A 16,183-nucleotide genomic window follows, 5' to 3' on the forward strand; every position below is an offset into this window, starting at 1 on the left:
GCAATCAACTCGGTGGTGTCACACATCTGTCCGGAACACTGTCACACATGTGTCCGGAACGATCTGTCACCGATCTCCCCGGAATGAACAGGCGGGCTGTGAGAGGGTGTTTGACATTCTGCTGACAGGGTCATGCCGCAGTCTGAGGGTATGGAAGCGACTCCCGAGACGGGTATCGGCCGGCTGGCGAGACGACCGACCAGGGTCGTGATCGACGCCGCGGGACCTCCGGTGCTCACCCCGGCTGCGGCTGGAGTTCTGCAGCGCATCCTGCTGCACGCCGCTGAGCGCGACGGTATGATGAATGTCGCACACTCTGCCGCTTGTGCGGTACGCTCGGATTCGTGATGCGGTTCGCGTTCTACGGCAGGGTCTCCACAGAGGATCAACAGGACCCTGAGTCGTCACGCAACTGGCAGCTCGCCCGGTCCCGCCAACTGATCGAACCCGACGGTGAGATCGTCGCCGAGTTCTTCGACATCGGCCAATCCCGTTCACTCCCCTGGTCACGCCGCCCGGAAGCCTCAAGGCTCCTTCACATGCTCGCCGATCCGGACCGGGGGTTCGACGCGGTGGTGATCGGCGAACCGCAGCGGGCTTTCTACGGCAACCAGTTCGGTCTCACCTTCCCCGTGTTTGTCCACTACGGGGTCGGACTGTGGGTCCCCGAAGTTGGCGGTGCCGTCGACCCGGGCTCTGATGCGCACGAGATCGTCATGAACCTCTACGGCGGGATGAGCAAGGGTGAACGCAACCGCATCAAAACCAGAGTCCGCACCGCGATGGCCGCCCAAGCAGCCATCGAAGGCCGCTTCCTTGGGGCCGGCCACCCTACGGGTACCAACTCGTCGACGCCGGCCCGCACCCCAATCCGGCCAAAGCGGCCACCGGCCAACAGCTGCACCGCCTCGAGCCGGATCCGATTGCGGCGCCGGTGGTCCAGAGGATCTTCACCGAGTTCGTCACCGGCCGGGGTCTCTACGCCATCGCCGAGGGACTCACCGCAGACGAGATCCTCTCCCCCTCCGCACATGACCCGGCCCGCAACCGCCACCGCACGAGCAGTCGTGGCGCCTGGTCCAAATCGGCCGTTCGGGCCATCCTCCGCAACCCCCGCTACACCGGATACCAAGTCTGGAACCGCCAAGCCCGCCACGAGATCCTCATCGACGTCGATGACGTTGCTCTCGGCCATGACACCAAGATGCGATGGAACGACCACGACCAGTGGATCTGGTCTGAACAACAAACGCATGAACCGCTCATCACCATGGAGGAGTTCGAAGCGGTCCAAAGGATCTTCCGAGGGGCAAATCGCTCAGCGGTCCGTCGCGAGAAGACCAAACGCGGCCCCTACATACTCAGCGGCATGATGCGCTGCGGGGTCTGCGGCCGGCGGATGCAGGGCTCTTGGAACCACAACCAGCCGTACTACCGCTGCAAGTTCCCGGCCGAGTACGCCATCACCGAGCAACAGCACCCCAAAACCATCTACATCAAAGAGACAGCAATCACCCCAAGCATCGACCGATGGCTCGCTCAGCTGTTCGACGACGACCACATAGACGACACCTGTGCCGCCCTGGAAGCCGCAACCGGCCAACAACGCGACGATGACAGCCGCCGGCTCGCCGCTCGTCGCACGATCAAAGCCTGCGACAGCAAGCTTGCCAAATACCGCCAGGCGCTCGAAGCTGGCACCGACCCCTCAATCGTCGGAGGTTGGATCGAAGAGGTCAAACTCGAAAGGAGGGCAGCCGAGCTGCGGCTTCGAAAGACACACCCCGCCCTGAGCAAGGACGACATCCGATCACTCGTCCTGCAATCCAAGGGAATCGTCGAGATTCTCGCTCAAGCCGACCCCGAAGACCGGCGAGCCGTCTACCAAGAACTCGGCATCTCGATCACCTACCACACGAACGGTCGACTGCACGTTACGGCAGGACCAGCTTCGTGTACTAACGATGGTGTCGGAGGGGGGACTTGAACCTTGATCCCACGCGGCAGCCCATCAGGCGAGTTCCCGCTAGCCGCGTGAAGCCGACAGAAGCCGGACAGGCCCTCCGAGGAACCGGTGAGCTCTGTCGTATAAACCTTGATCGGAGCGATTCACTGACTCTGGAAAACGCCCGGGAACCTCTCCTCATCGGGGGTATTGGTTTGTCGCTTCTCCCCCGTTTCCCGGCGGACGATGTGCTCCTCGAGCTGCCGGGGATCGGACATCAAGGACCCGCGGACGAACACCTGAACGTTCGCGTAGCTCACAGCATCTGCATCGAGTCGGGACTCCCGCCTTCCCTGGCGTGAGTTGTCGGTGTTCCACACGGTCATCCGGCTACTCGTCTGCTCCGGACACTTGGTGCACCTCCGGCTGAGGGATGGAAAGAACTCCAGGAAGGGACTCGTGTGAAGTGACCTCCGGTTCCTTTTCCGCTTCCTTCGGCTCGGCGAGTTTGGGTGGTCTCGGCTGCCAGGCGGTCAGGTTCTGCACGACATCCCGGTAGAAGTCCAGTACCTGTGCTCGTGTGATCGCTACGAAGGATCCGTGGCCTTTGCCACGCTTCTCGCCCATCTCGCGGGTCACCGCGACAACGAACGCTTTCGGCTCCTTCTTCGGATCGGAGGTGAGCAGGACTGTCTCAGGCGACTTTTGCACGTCGGCTACCAGGGCCGAGGTGCTGTCTCGGGTGTGGGGGAACTTGACTTCGATCCGGGTGTCGGGCGGAGCGTCTTTGAGCTGTCGGAGCAGCCAGTTGACTCGTGTCTTGGCTCTACCCTCTCGCGGGGCCTTGACCTCGATCGACGTGGTCACCTGTCTGCTCACCAGGTCGGCTTCGATATTGACATGTCCGACCGCGTCCGGCACCCTGACCGTTGCTTTGAGCTTGTGCTCGTCGCGAGCTCCGAGAGTGTCGCAGTGCACGGCGAACCGGGACTTCGCGTCGCTCGCTCTTGGGTAGACCGGTGTCACTTCTCGAATGAGCTTCTGCCGGAGACCGAGGCACAGGTATTCGACGAATTGTACCCAGTCGGATGCTACCGACCCGATTCCCTTGTCGCCGGGCCGAAGGGTCCGTTGCCGGGCGGCGTTCCTCACCGCCACCCAATCTGCTCCCATCCCTTCGAAGCCACCTGCACCTGACTTCTCGCTGTCGAGGTAGTCGACCAACTGTCCGAGTATCCACGCCTGCTCAGGATCAGAGATTCCATGACGCTGGTTCTTGATGACGGCCTCGGTGAAGATTCGGAACCACGACAGATGCCGGACTGCCTCGAGCTTGTTGAGAAGACGTTTGTTCGGTTTGAACGGAAGAGCATCAGGCGACGAAACGATCTGGTTCGAGATCGACAGGACGGCATCGAACCCATTGGCAACAGCGATCCCCATGTACCGGTTGATCTGCTCGGCGGTGAGTTCGGCATCCCCTGTCTTCACCTCCACCAGGCACACCCATCTGGTCTTCCCCCGCTCGACGATGATCACGCCGTCCGGGATTGCTATCCCGTCCTCATCCTCGAACTGGACCTCGGTGAAGGTCGAAATCTGGCCTGCCGGTGCATTCAGGTAGGACAGGATCACCTTCCCGAACGAGGGGACGATCCCCATCACGGCCAGCAGCGCCGAGGTGGCCCGCTGCTCCTGCTCCTTCACACTCCGAATGCCAACCACCGGGATCAGCCGGGCCGGATGCCACGACTCCTCGGGCTTGTCGGTTGGATCGATTGAAATGTCAAGAGCCATGTTGTACCCCCTACATAGCCGTCTGGTCGCTCCCAACCTACTCCCGGCCGCCATCACGGCGCAGATTCGAGTACTGGTCGGACGTTCCGGAAGGCACCGAATCCTGAGACGACACCCAAGACCATCTCGACCTCCACGCGACGACGGACCGCGAGAGCCCCCGCTGAGGCTGAGCATGACCTCTGCCATGTGAAAACCATCCATGGGGTGTTTGCCACCTGCGGACATGGCCGCCGACATGAGATGTCCGAGAGCGAGGAGTCGCTTACGCTTCGCCCTCGAGTCGGCCGAGAGCTTCCCGCACGACATCGAGGCAGGTCGCCGGGCAGGGCAGATCGCCAAGTTGGTGCCCGAGCTCAGCCTCCCATGACTCCTCGACCTGGCGTGGAACTCGGGATTCGAGCATCGCCAGGCTGAGTGCGGCGCCGGTGATCTCCTTCACCAGCGCAGGAACCACGGAAGTGAAGTACCCGCGCAGCGCGAGATCGTGAAGATCGAACAGATCCCTGGGTGTATGACGGTCGCCCCACGCGATCAGCTTCATCGCAACAAACGAAGAGCCGGTCGGCACCGTAAGCAACACGTGCTCAGGGAGATCGGAGTACCGGAGCCTGACTTCGGCGGACGTAACTGGCAGCCCTCTCCAGTCGGAACGCCACCGCGCGAACTGAACGTTCAGCGCGATCGCGTCGCCAACCAGCAGGATCTTGGTATCGACCTCATGGCGTCGTCCACCATCCTCCCAGCGCGTATCTGGGAACTCTCGCCGAATGCCTCGTGATACCAGGCTCGGCAGTGTCTGGGCGGCATGATTGTGATCGTCAACAAGAAGATCGATGTCTTCCGACAGCCGGGAGTCTGCACACCACGTTCGACAGAGTGCCGTGCCACCAAAGAACACGATCTCGTTGTTCGAGGTCTCCGACAGCGCTCGGAGCACGTGGCTGATCAGGTGATCACGCATGATCTGATCCTCGGGAACACCGAAGGCAGCAACGTGTGCTCGCAACTCATCGGCGGAGATCATCGAGAATCCTCCTGACCCGCTCGAGCGCCGCTCGTCCGCGCGATGCCGCAGCGACCTCCTCCAGGATCTCTGGTGACGCACGCAGAGCAAGAAGACGGATCATTTCCTCGCGCGCAGATTCGGTCACCAGCCAACGGGGCCAATCGCCCGAAAGGTCGAGCAACGTCTGCTCGACACTCGTCATCCACCCTGGAGTCAACTCCGTACTCGCTCGCACGAGGTCGAGCTTCGACACGTCGCGAACCACAAACTTGACTGAACCGGCAACGGTCGGCTTCCTGGGTCGCTGATTGGGCACGGCGACGACTGCGGCAGACAGAGCTCTTGGGTAGCATCCGTGAAGTCTCGCTGCCGAAGGTCCCAGAAGCGCGACTCTGTCGGTGCCATAGTCCGCAGTCGCGATCCCGAGAGCTGCAGCTTCAACCGTCGGTCGCCAACCCGATGCCGGTCCGCGGTAGGCCTCGGGGACAAGGGCGTAGTAGCCCGTGGCCAATCGGAGAAGTGCACCGGCAGCGGCGAGTCGTCGCAGTTCCGGTCCGGCATCTTTCACGCGGAAGTCTCCGACCCTCACCACACGATTGTCACGACGAGCTATCTCACTCAAGTAGGTTGACATGGCCTTAGTTTATAACGAAACGGAGTATTTAGCCCCTGTTTCATCATAAAGTTCTGCTCAACACCATGCCACGATGAACCCACACCTGGATACCGCGGAAATCCAAGACCATCAACTCGTCGTGGTAGCAGCCGCTTGCACCAGCCCTTGCACTGCAAGGGCTTGGAGTAGTCATCCGACCGCGACGTCATGCACTGTTTCACACCCTTTTGCCTGCTTGTCGCCTGCGTTCTCTATGTGTTCAATACCAGAGCACCCACTCCTGACAGGAGAACAAGCTGTGTCTCTGGTCGGGGAAAGACCCGCTCGCAGCCGTGTAAGTCGCGTCTGTTGTGGCGCATGCTGGACGACGCCGACCCCGTCGGCAAGCGCGCCATCTACAGGGAACTCGGCGTCAAACTCACCTATCACACCGACGGCCGGTAGACGTGCCGGCTGGAACGCCCCATGTACTTGGGGTTCGTGTCGGAGGACCGACACCCATGCCGACTACACGGTCAGCACCACTCAGTAACTGGTACACAGTCGCGGCGTGAGGCCCGGCGACTTCTGCGGTGTCAAGGTCTCTCCGGGCTTCCTCGCGCACGCGCACGACCGGGGCGGCTTTGCCACACTGCCTGGTCAGGAACCTGATTGGTTGCTCAGCGTTTCGTGTCAATCATCGACGCTTCTCGGCCTCATGCAGACGCGGCGTGGTCGCGGAATTAGAGCCCGACTCGTCGGGGACAGGTCCATGGACGTGGCCCAGCATCGCAACCCAACAGCCCGATGTGGTCGGCACTCGTGACGTTCCCCCGAGAGAGAATGCCCCTCGTCGCGCACAAGTTGATCACAGCAACGGCTGTGTGAGAGGAGCTCGATCGCATCGAGTGTCACGGACAGGGGGCTTCGACGCCGAGCCGGACCTGTTCCGTCCGGCCGTCGGTGGTGACGGCAAGAGTGACGCAGGTTGGATCGTCCGATACCCATAGGCCCCCAGGGAAGACGATCCAGTTGTTCCCGTCTCCGGGGCAGGGACCGACCTCAATGCGAGTGGCCGGCCACCCTGGGTCCCGCGCTCCCTATTCCATGACGGCGGTTCCCGGCTCGGCCTTCACGATCTCGAGGGTCAACGCCCGACCGGCACGGACGATGAGCCCAAACTTGGCGAAACGGAGCCCCTCGTGGGCTGTCCCCGGCTCACCATCGCGGCCGAGGTCGAGGGGACAGGGTTCCAGGGCGATGACGTCGAGCACCCGGAGCGAGAAGAAGGGATCAGGCGAGTTCTCATAGGAGTCGATGAAGCTGGTGCAGTCGACTCGAGTGGCGGGCCGAAGCGTGGTCGTGGTCGGAGCGACCGGCCCGCCCGTACAGGCCACGGCCACGAGGGACACCACCACGACCAAGACCCCCCAGGCCCCGGATGGACCTGGTCTCATCTTCTGGCTCATTCCGGTTGTCCTTTCAGGCGTCTCCCCCGCTGCATCGAGTCAGATCGCCAAGAACAACAGCACAGCAACTATGCAGAACCCGAGGCCGGCTGTCCGGCCTCTGTCGCGGAGGCACTGAAGCTGGATGGTGATAGCCACCAAGTCATGGGAGTTCCTTCCACTTCCGGCTGGTCGGGCCGCAAGCCAGCCGACGGCACCAAGGAACCCGGCGGCGCACAACAGTCCGAACCACGGTTGTCCGAAGCCTACGGCGACGCCGGCCAGGAAAACCGTCCCAACCATTCATTCTCCCTCCACGTTGGGGCGACTTCGGGGAACTGTGACCACGCCCGACTCGAATGCTCCGAGGTAGGTGGTTGTGCCATCGGAGATGTCGATGAGCAGTGGACCTCCGTAGGTTTGGTCACACACAAGGTCGTCGCCGAGCCATTCTCCGTGGAAGCAGTACCCGCCCTCGATGTGCACGCCATCGGCGAGATGGAGAGTGAGTGTCGACGATCCCAGAGAGTCGCCATCGGCGAGTTGGTGGCGCGACAGCGTGAGGGTGGGTGTGTGATCCGGTTCTATCGCCCCGGTTTGCAGAAGGACTAGTTCGTCGCCCCTGCGAGACACCGTTAACAGAGAGTCCGTAGACACCGGCAGAACCCATACGACATCGCCTGACAGTGATTGTGTGATGAGGTCCGTTCCGCCTTCGTTGAGCCAGACCAAGGTCACGAGCCCATCGCTAAGGATCCCCTGTGTCACTCCCGACTCCCATCCGCCTACCGATCCCAGGTCGATCCGCTCGTCGTTCTGCAGGTCGACCAGCAGCAACCGCTCGTCCGTGTCCTCGGGTGTCGAGCCGGTTCTCGAAGTCACCACCGCGACACGACGCCCGTCAGCCACCCCCGCATCGAGCAGGTGCAGATTCTCGTCGTCCTGTGGCAAGGATCGGACACCGTCAGAGTCGAACACGCGAATAGGCCCGTCAGCTGGCCGGGGGTACACGCTGCTCGGGGTTGATTCCTGAGCGACCACCAGATCGTCACCAAGCATGAATGCAATGGCAGTCGGCTGGTCCCAGAGCTGAACCGTCCCACTCTCGGTTGTCAGAAAGATCCCGTCATCCGAGGCGACCACCTCCTGCGCAGCCATCGGTAGCAGAGCCGACACAATCGTCGTCGAAGGGGCCCCGCCGGTCGTCGGAGTGGAGGTCGCCTCGGTTGTGCTGACCGTCGAGTGAGCAGTTGTTGGGGCCGCGATGCTGCTTGTCGTGACCGAGTCCGCAACGGCGCAGCCAGCAGCCAAGACCATGATCAACACGACGATCAGCCTTCTCACTTCTCCGCTCTCCCCTGGAGGGCTGCAGCTCGAGACACCGCTACTGCACCTCACTGCAAATGTAGTCCCAGTAGCCAGCTGACCTGTTGGCAAGGCCATGTCGCATGATGTAGCCGAGGAACGTCTTCCACGACGCGGCTGACGTCAACGGATTGATGCACGACATGTCCAAAGCGGACAGGAGAGAGGTCCATGCAGCCTGGGTGTTGTTGCCCCAGTACCCGTCCGTGTCGATGCCAGCCGAGTTGAAGTCGTTGCACAGGTACTGGATGAACTTGGTGTCGTCCGAGTACCTGAGCCAGGGGTGATAGGGGGCCGCAACTGACCCGCAGCTCTTGTCAACATGGATGTGGTTGTCATGACCAGTCGGATCGGAGGGAGCATCGATCGTCGCGTTGAAGTACCGCTGCAGGCTCGCGTCTATGGCCCAGTACAGTCGCCTCTCCGCCCGGCTCGACGAATTCCAGCTCTCAGAAGGTCTGACAAAGTCCAGATAGGTGCCATTCGAGAAGCGTATGTGGTTCAAGTCCCACGCCTTGCAGTGCTGGTGCCACGAGCACCGATTGTGGGCTTCCGTTCCGATGTGGCCGATCCAGGACAAGCCTGTTCCGCGATAGGTGCTGGCGTAGTACGCGAGATTGGCAACCCACGAGCTGCATGTGGACAGCAGGTCGTTATTGAATCGAGTGCTGACAATCGAGTAGTCATTTGGCCCACTGGTACCACCGTACTTAATCGTGTAGCCACCTACCGACGTGACAACGGATGTATTGGAGGTAGACCCGCTACACGGAAGAGTCCCACAGGATTGATTCTGGCTACCCATCTACTGACCTCCGATCCGGACATCTACAGAAACCCCCGGGCCTGTAGAAAGCGATGCAATCTCCGTGGTGCTCTCCGGCCAGCTGTGATCGCCTCCTTCACGCAGAACGACAAAACCTCCTGACGTGTCGTACAGCACAAGGTCGCCGACAGGCGAAAACCCGACGATCCTCCTGTCGAGAGTGACGGTTGCGCTCGGGCCGCTCAGGGTGTTGTCGACTTCACCTGTCTGCGTGAGCTTCAGGATGCGCGCACCTGCAGTGGAGGACAGAGCGACGAGCGGGGATCGGCCCAGGAATCCAACGGCCGCTACGGTCTCATGGGCACCGGCTGACGGACCCACAACGTGATCCTGTTCGAGGACGGCAATTGAGTCTCGACCGGCGCAGCCCAGTCGATAGAGGCTGAACGCCTCCGGCAAGCCCGCTTCGGCTACCTTCTCGAGGAAGATGACGACTGCGTCATCAGAAACGGGAATCATGCCGGCAACCACCCCCCAAACGGCGTGCCAAAGCTTCCTCCCAGCCCGACACGGTGGAGTTCGGATCCCACCAACCTCCACATGCGAGGGGAGTACGTTGTGCGATTGACAACTCCGGTCCCGCCGGAGGGCCACTGGTCTACTCCGGGTTCATCTCGGACATCGGGCGGTTGAACTGCGGTGTAGTCCCCGACGGCGTACTCGTACTCGAAGGCTTCCTCAACTACCCCACCTGCGATGTAGAGGTCGGATCCCCAATACATGAGTGCCCGCACCACCACTCCTTCAGGTAGCGAGTAGTCGCGCGACGCCCCGGACAGACGGTCGAACGTCTGCAGCGAATACCGAGCCATCACACTGGCCACCGCAACCTCAGTGGAAGACGCAGCAACGGTCGCAACACCACTCCTGATCCCCGGGGTCGGAGATATCGCCAAATCTTGTGGATCGGGTCGGGGTGGTCAGGCGGCGTCCCTTGTGTGGTCGGTCCTCCTTTCGACTCGGATCCCGTCTTTGAACTCGATACCGGCTCGCACCTGGGCGACGAGTTCGGGACTGTTGACTTTGCGCCATCGGTCCTCGGCGGCGTCGAGGAGCTTGTAGGCCATTACCAGGCCACGGCGACGGCTCCCCGCACCCTTCGTCACTCTCGTTCTCGCTCTTACGGTCGAAAAGGTCGACTCGATCGGGTTCGTGGTCCGCAGGTGAACCCAATGCGCTGCCGGATAGTCGTAGAAGGTCAACAAGACGTCCCGGTTCCGGGTGAGCTTCGCCGCGGCTTTGGGATACTTATCGCCGAATTGTCTGACGAACTGGTCGATGCCGGCTTCGGCATCGACCTTCGTCTCAGCCAGATAGATCTCATGGATCGCAGCCTTCGCGGTGCGATGGAGCCGTTTCGGTAGAGCGTCGAGAATGTTCGCAGTCGCGTGTACCCAGCATCTCTGCTCAACTGTGTCAGGGAAGACGTCACCGAGTGCCGCCCAGAACCCCAATGCACCGTCACCGACAGCAACCATCGGCGCCTTCATACCCCGGTTCTTCAAGTCCCGGAGTACTCCGGCCCACGACTCGGTCGACTCGCGATACCCATCCGAACACGCCAGGAGTTCCTTGGTGCCATCGGCTTTCACACCGATGACGACGAGACAGCACAGCCTGTCCTCGGCCAGACGGATACGGAAATGCACCCCATCGGCCCACACATACACCAAGTCCGACCCGGACAGGTCCCGGGACTCGAACGCCGCATACTCGTCCGTCCACGTTTCGAGGAGTCGGGTGATCGACGACGCCGACAAGCCGGCATCGGTACCGAAGAACTCGCCCAACGCAGGGGCGAAATCCCCCGTCGACAATCCACGCAGATACAACACCGGCAACACGTCGCCGACCTTGGGAGAGCGACGCGCATACTTGGGCAGGATGTAGGACGAGAAGCGGTGGCCGTCGCGACGGTCATTGACACGAGGTGCCCGAATCGCCAACGGTCCCGCACCCGTGACCAGGCTCCGCTCCGCAGCCCGACCGTTGCGCACCACCAGGCGATGACCCACCTCATCAACCAACCCGGCGTGACGTTCGATGTAATCGGCGACCTCCGTCTCAAGGCCAGCCATCAACATCCTGCGCGCCCCCTCAGCCACCAGATCATCCAACGAACCGGCCAAGTCGTCGCGCTCGGCGTCGTCTGTGACTATCTTCAACATCAGGCGTACTCCTTCCCCGCCGGCCAACACCGGCAGAACCCGTTACTTAGGTTTGGAAGGGTACGCCGCCCCTCTCTCCGAATCCCGTCATCCACAACATTCGGGTATAGCTCCCGGGGTCGCCCCCGCAGCACTAGACGTCGCAACACCAGGCAAGAACACGACACCTGATGCAGCCAACCCCGTCCTGATGAACTCCCTACGCGTCGGCATGTTGTCCTCCCAGAGTGCGGCTTTGCATCGTCCTCCCCCTCTATTCGAGTTACCGGCTCTTGCGGGTCCTTCCGCTGGTTCATGGTCCCTTCATGTCTGTATGTGTCCGTCAGGGCTGGTTTGTCGCGGGGTTTCTTGCGTTTGTTTTCGCGACCTGGGGCTCGAAGGGTGGATGCTGGTCGGTGCGGGGGACTGGGACGATGACGATCTGGTGACCAGCAGCTCACCGAGACGCTCCAACGCGTCCCGGCCCGCCTCGTCGCCGACGACCCTTCCCAAGCTGGGCCGTCCCGGAGCTACGCGCAGCACCGCCGACCCCATAGAGGTTCGTTCCTCCGACGCCCATTCCGGCTCTCTTCGGCCATCGAATCGTCTCTTCACGCGAACCACCTCCGATCTTCCCGTGAGCTACGCCCGTTCCTCCCTTCAAGAGTTCTCTACTGCCTGGTCGCAGGCCTTTCACTTGTGTATTTGCCCGACGGGCGGTTTGGGTTCCCGATTTTGGGAGGCTTTGTTTTCGCGAGCTAGCTCGCTGGCGTGGTCAGGGGCTGTTCCGGTCGATGGGGGCGAGGAGAATCCGGGGGTGGTGTGGTCGAAAGAAAGCGACGGGCAGGGTTGCCCATCGAGAGAGTCTCGTCAACCGGTGAGGCCCTCTGTTCCGGACGCCCCCCGACGCTGGCGTGTGGACCCTCCGTGGCAGTGTTTGTACTTGCGGCCTGACCCGCACGGGCACGGTTCGTTGCGTCCGACCTTGCCCCGCGGCTGTTCAGACCGAGCAGACAGTGCGGCGGCCAGTTCGGCCTGCCGTTCACGGGCGTCGAGGTCGCCCGCCCGTCGGCGGAGATGCTCGTCCCATGCACGTGGGCGATCTTCGCCGGCCTCCAAGGTCTGTTCGCGGTGGGCGATCTCCGCTTCCCGCTTTGCCAGTTCTTCGTGGGCCCGGGTCGCGAATACCGGCGCATCTTCTCGGTCGGTGTTGTCGACCACTCCGGCCAGCTCATGGTTGATCAGCATGGCGATGGCTCGGCCCATCGAAACCCCGACCGTGTCGCAGTAGCGCCGCCAGGTCGACCACGTCGCCGGTGTCGTCGGGACCCGCACCATCCGCCAGGTCTCGTCTCCTCCGAGGCCCGAGAGTAGCCGGCGGTCGATCCTCGCGAGCACACCCCGGTCGATTCCCATCAGGATCCTCCCTGTCTACATGTAGACATTGGCAACTGCGTTGCATGTGCGTGTGGTGTTGAGAGGGTTCTGTGCGCGAGTCGCGCATGTGGCCAGCGATGTCTGTCGGGTCGGGTCTTTCGGCTGCACGATCGTTGGTGGGTGTTGCATCGGGTGGTCCTTTCGCTTCAGGTTTGGCTCTTCAGGTTCGGTTCTTTCGGTTTCCAGTCGATCGGCCGACTGGTTTCCCAGATGGGCGTTGTGACCTCCGGGTTGATTCGGGTTTCGGTGGCCCAGTCCGTGCATGGCAAGCGTTCTGAGCCGTCGAGAGCCCAATCGAGCGGAGATATTCCCCTCCTGTCCTCGCACTTGGGCACACACGGGGTCTGGCGGCCTCTCCTGGCCGTCTGGGAGGAGAACGGGGCCGATACATCGACTTGACAATCGTTGCTTCGTTTCGCAGCGGATGGGTTGCAGCGGATGGTCGGGGACATTGCCGAGATCTTCGCCGCCAACCCTGTCGCTGCGATGTCAGTAACCCTCCAACTCGACGCTCATGAACGAGGCCTGAGCATCCCACCCTGCTACCAGAGTGTCCGTAACCCTTTCAGTAACCCTCCAATTCGACGCTCATTGACGAGAACAACCTCCAACCCTTTCATCAGAGTGTTATCAGAGTGTCCGTAACCCTTTCAACCGGATCTTTTCGACCCGGCTGCTCCCCCACCGCACCAGCGGCGTCTCGCCCGAACATGAGACGGCGGTGCCGGCCAGCCGGCGGGCCCTAACAGGGTGTCCGGCATTCTGCTGACAGGGTCGTATCGCATTGTGTGGAGATGGAACAGTCTGCGGGTTTGGACGCCGATCGACTGGCGAGAGCAGCGACCAGGGTCATCATTGATGCTGCGGGACCTCCGATCCTCAACGAGGCCGCAGCTCAGGCGCTGCTGCGCATCCTGCTGCGCGCCGCCGACCGCAACGATGTGCCGAATGTCGCACACCCAGTGGCTTCTGCGGTACGCTCGGTTTCGTGATGCGGTTCGCGTTCTACGGCAGGGTCTCTACCGAAGATCAACAAGACCCCGAGTCGTCTCGCAACTGGCAGCTCGCCCGGTCCCGCCAACTCATCGAACCAACAGGGGAGATCGTCGTCGAGTTCTTCGATGTGGGTCAGTCCCGCTCCCTCCCCTGGTCACGAAGACCAGAAGCCTCCAAACTGCTCCAGACGCTCGCCGATCCGGACCGGGGGTTCGACGCGGTGGTGATCGGCGAACCCCAGCGGGCGTTCTACGGCAACCAGTTCGGCCTCACGTTCCCCGTCTTTGTGCACTACGGGGTCGGCCTGTGGGTCCCCGAAGTCGGAGGTGCGGTCGACCCGGGCTCGGATGCGCATGAGATCGTCATGAACCTCTATGGGGGGATGAGCAAAGGGGAACGCAACCGTATCAAAACCAGAGTCCGCACCGCGATGGCCGCCCAAGCCGCCATCGAAGGCCGATACCTGGGCGGACGGCCACCCTACGGATACGTGTTGGCCGACGCCGGCCCGCACCCCAACCCCGCCAAAGCAGCCGCCGGTCAAACGCTGAAGAAACTCGAACCCGACCCGACAGCAGCGCCCGTGGTGCAGAGGATCTTCGCCGAGTACCTTACCGGGAAAGGTCTGTATGCGATCGCCGAAGGACTCACCGCAGACGGGATCCTCTCCCCCTCCGCTCACGACCCTGGCCGCAACCGGCACCGCTCCGGCAGTCGAGGCGCCTGGTCCAAGTCGGCGGTCCGGGCCATCCTCCGCAACCCCCGCTACACCGGACACCAAGTCTGGAACCGCCAACGACGCGACGAAGAACTCATCGACGTCAACGACGTCGGCCTCGGCCACCAAACCAGAATGCGCTGGAACCACCCCAACCAATGGATCTGGTCAGAGAACCCGACCCACCCAGCCATCATCGACGCCGAGACCTACCAGGCTGCCCAGGAGGCGTTCGGTCGCACCAAGCGACGGGCACCGCGCCGCACCGGGCGCCGCTACCTGCTCTCCGGTCTCATCCGCTGTGGAGTATGTGGGCGACGCATGGCCGGCCAGCAGAACCACGATCACCCTTACTACCGGTGTCGGTTTCCCGACGAGTACGGCATCGGAGCGGACCAGCATCCCCGCAACGTCTACGTGAAAGAGTCCGCAGTGACCCCCGGGCTCGACCGGTGGCTCGGAACCCTCTTCGACGACGACCACCTCGAGGAGACGGCCGAGATTCTCGCCGGCTCCTCACAACCCGACCCCGACGACCAAGCCCGCAAAGGTGCCCTCGCCGAACAGATCCACGACTGCGACCGGCGTCTCGGCCAATACCAGGCCGTACTCGACGAAGGCGCCGACGCCAAAGTGGTGGCCCGCTGGATGGCCCAAGTCCAACGAGAACGCGCCAACCTGCAAGCCCAGCTCGGCCACACCATCCCCGGCGGGAAACTCACCAGTACACAGGTCCGTGCTCTGGTCGAAGCCCTCCGCGACATCGTCACCGTCCTCGCCGAAGCCGACCCCCAAGACAAAGCAGAACTGTACGGAGAACTGGGTGTGGACCTGACTTATCACCCTGAAGGGAGCATCTCTGTGAAGATGCTCCCGCGTGGGGTAAAGGTTCGTGTCGGAGGAGCGATACCGATGCTGACTACACGACCGGCGCCACTCGCCAGGGCCTACTCCGTCACAGTCTGAAACGCGATGGAATCGGATTGGGGATGGTGAGGAGGATGACCTCCTCGTCGATCTCGTACACCTACGGCATACGTGAAGCAAAGCGGCAACAGTCTGCCACTCGACATCGAGGCGTTCTATCTTGCCATCGACCTGCTCAGAGCAGCCGGCCCAGGCCCCCAGGTACGAGCGGCCCTCATCGAAGTGTTCGCCGAACTCCTTGTCACCCTCGTCGACCAGACACCCGACGGATCCGTCGCACTCGCCATCAGCTACAACCAGCCCCCATACCTAAGTCACCGTCACGGCTCACACCCTTTGTCACCAACTAGCAAGCGTTTCTTGGAGCGAGGGCCGTGTTTCCGGGAAACTGGAGACACGTCGACAGCTCGTTCCCTAGGGGGACGTTGCCTGCCGGGACGCGACCATCTGTTCGAGGATGGGAATAATGCTGTGGGAGCACGCCTGCTCGGCGGCTGCGAACTGCGCGTTAGCGACGCCTGAGAACGGGTCCCAGTTTGCTTCCTCAAGGAACGCCTGTTCCGATGGTGGCTCGGATGGCTGAAACCCGTGATCGATCAGGCACTGATACTGGACCAGCCTCGCCTGATACTCGGCAGCCCTGAACTCGTGGGTTGCGGGCGCGAGAGCAGCCACTAACCCCGAGTCGATCGCCACCTGCCCACACGCGGCCCGCACTTGGTTGTACTGGTCCATCTGGACGCCGGTCGCTACCGCGAACCCCTGACCGCTAGGATCGAGGGTGACGGTGAACCCGGCCGACTCAATGCAGGAAGCGAGATAGCCGATGTGTTCCTCGCTGCCATATGGAACGATCCCCCCGCGAAGCAGCAAGTCGGCGTACGGTCCGAGCTTCTCTCGATACTCCGGGTCTTTGGGAGTCGGCACCGGTGGCGGCGCCCACCCCGACACCACCGTCCCCTCGCTCCCTGAG

At 62.2% G+C, this 16,183-nt stretch carries 15 protein-coding genes and 1 pseudogene; 5 read left to right on the forward strand and 11 right to left on the reverse strand.

Going from position 1 to position 16,183, the window contains the following annotated elements; all coding sequences use genetic code 11:
- Positions 1-132: 132 nt before the first annotated feature.
- Genes GXP34_08795 through GXP34_08805 form a run of 3 tightly spaced genes read left to right on the forward strand, consistent with a single transcriptional unit; the run spans position 133 to position 1,987 of the window.
- Entirely contained in the window at positions 133-348 is a 216-nt protein-coding gene (locus tag GXP34_08795) for a hypothetical protein (protein ID NOY56071.1), read from the forward strand.
- Positions 345-1,373 (forward strand): recombinase family protein, encoded by a 1,029-nt coding sequence (locus GXP34_08800; GenBank protein NOY56072.1) that lies wholly within the window; start codon positions 345-347, stop codon positions 1,371-1,373. The genes GXP34_08795 and GXP34_08800 overlap by 4 nt, the downstream gene beginning before the upstream one ends.
- Entirely contained in the window at positions 1,370-1,987 is a 618-nt protein-coding gene (locus GXP34_08805) for a hypothetical protein (GenBank protein ID NOY56073.1), read from the forward strand. Before GXP34_08800 ends, GXP34_08805 begins: the two co-directional genes overlap by 4 nt.
- Positions 1,988-2,335: 348 nt before the next feature.
- On the opposite strand, the gene GXP34_08810 is transcribed toward GXP34_08805, so the two are convergent.
- From GXP34_08810 to GXP34_08855, 10 genes and pseudogenes are all read right to left on the reverse strand, one after another.
- Positions 2,336-3,742: a hypothetical protein gene (locus tag GXP34_08810; GenBank protein ID NOY56074.1), complete on the reverse strand. Its 1,407-nt coding sequence runs from the start codon at positions 3,740-3,742 to the stop codon at positions 2,336-2,338.
- A 265-nt stretch (positions 3,743-4,007) separates the two neighbouring features.
- Entirely contained in the window at positions 4,008-4,769 is a 762-nt protein-coding gene (locus tag GXP34_08815) for a nucleotidyl transferase AbiEii/AbiGii toxin family protein (GenBank protein NOY56075.1), read from the reverse strand.
- Positions 4,753-5,385, reverse strand: a complete 633-nt coding sequence (locus tag GXP34_08820; GenBank protein ID NOY56076.1) for a hypothetical protein — start codon at positions 5,383-5,385, stop codon at positions 4,753-4,755. The genes GXP34_08815 and GXP34_08820 overlap by 17 nt, the downstream gene beginning before the upstream one ends.
- Before the next feature lie 1,061 nt (positions 5,386-6,446).
- Positions 6,447-6,803, reverse strand: a complete 357-nt coding sequence (locus GXP34_08825) for a hypothetical protein (protein ID NOY56077.1) — start codon at positions 6,801-6,803, stop codon at positions 6,447-6,449.
- Positions 6,804-7,097: 294 nt separating this feature from the next.
- On the reverse strand, positions 7,098-8,138 hold the full coding sequence (locus tag GXP34_08830; GenBank protein NOY56078.1) for a hypothetical protein: 1,041 nt from the start codon (positions 8,136-8,138) through the stop codon (positions 7,098-7,100).
- A gap of 40 nt (positions 8,139-8,178) precedes the next feature.
- Complete coding sequence (locus tag GXP34_08835) at positions 8,179-8,739, reverse strand: hypothetical protein (protein NOY56079.1); 561 nt, start codon at positions 8,737-8,739, stop codon at positions 8,179-8,181.
- 225 nt (positions 8,740-8,964) lie between these two features.
- The gene (locus GXP34_08840) at positions 8,965-9,444 is read right to left on the reverse strand and encodes a hypothetical protein (protein ID NOY56080.1); all 480 of its coding nucleotides are present in this window, start codon (positions 9,442-9,444) and stop codon (positions 8,965-8,967) included.
- Positions 9,441-9,809: a hypothetical protein gene (locus GXP34_08845; GenBank protein NOY56081.1), complete on the reverse strand. Its 369-nt coding sequence runs from the start codon at positions 9,807-9,809 to the stop codon at positions 9,441-9,443. The genes GXP34_08840 and GXP34_08845 overlap by 4 nt, the downstream gene beginning before the upstream one ends.
- A 96-nt stretch (positions 9,810-9,905) precedes the next feature.
- Positions 9,906-11,153: an IS256 family transposase gene (locus GXP34_08850; GenBank protein ID NOY56082.1), complete on the reverse strand. Its 1,248-nt coding sequence runs from the start codon at positions 11,151-11,153 to the stop codon at positions 9,906-9,908.
- An 849-nt stretch (positions 11,154-12,002) separates the two neighbouring features.
- Positions 12,003-12,122 (reverse strand): annotated as a pseudogene (locus GXP34_08855) (hypothetical protein).
- Between the two features lie 1,241 nt (positions 12,123-13,363).
- Here GXP34_08855 and GXP34_08860 point away from each other — a divergent pair.
- On the forward strand, positions 13,364-13,561 hold the full coding sequence (locus GXP34_08860; GenBank protein NOY56083.1) for a hypothetical protein: 198 nt from the start codon (positions 13,364-13,366) through the stop codon (positions 13,559-13,561).
- Positions 13,558-15,249: a recombinase family protein gene (locus GXP34_08865; protein NOY56084.1), complete on the forward strand. Its 1,692-nt coding sequence runs from the start codon at positions 13,558-13,560 to the stop codon at positions 15,247-15,249. The genes GXP34_08860 and GXP34_08865 overlap by 4 nt, the downstream gene beginning before the upstream one ends.
- A gap of 375 nt (positions 15,250-15,624) precedes the next feature.
- On the opposite strand, the gene GXP34_08870 is transcribed toward GXP34_08865, so the two are convergent.
- The coding region (locus tag GXP34_08870; GenBank protein NOY56085.1) for a hypothetical protein at positions 15,625-16,183 on the reverse strand (559 nt) is incomplete at its 5' end.

This window comes from Actinomycetota bacterium, assembly GCA_013152275.1.
Classification (GTDB): domain Bacteria; phylum Actinomycetota; class Acidimicrobiia; order Spongiisociales; family UBA4744; genus BMS3Bbin01.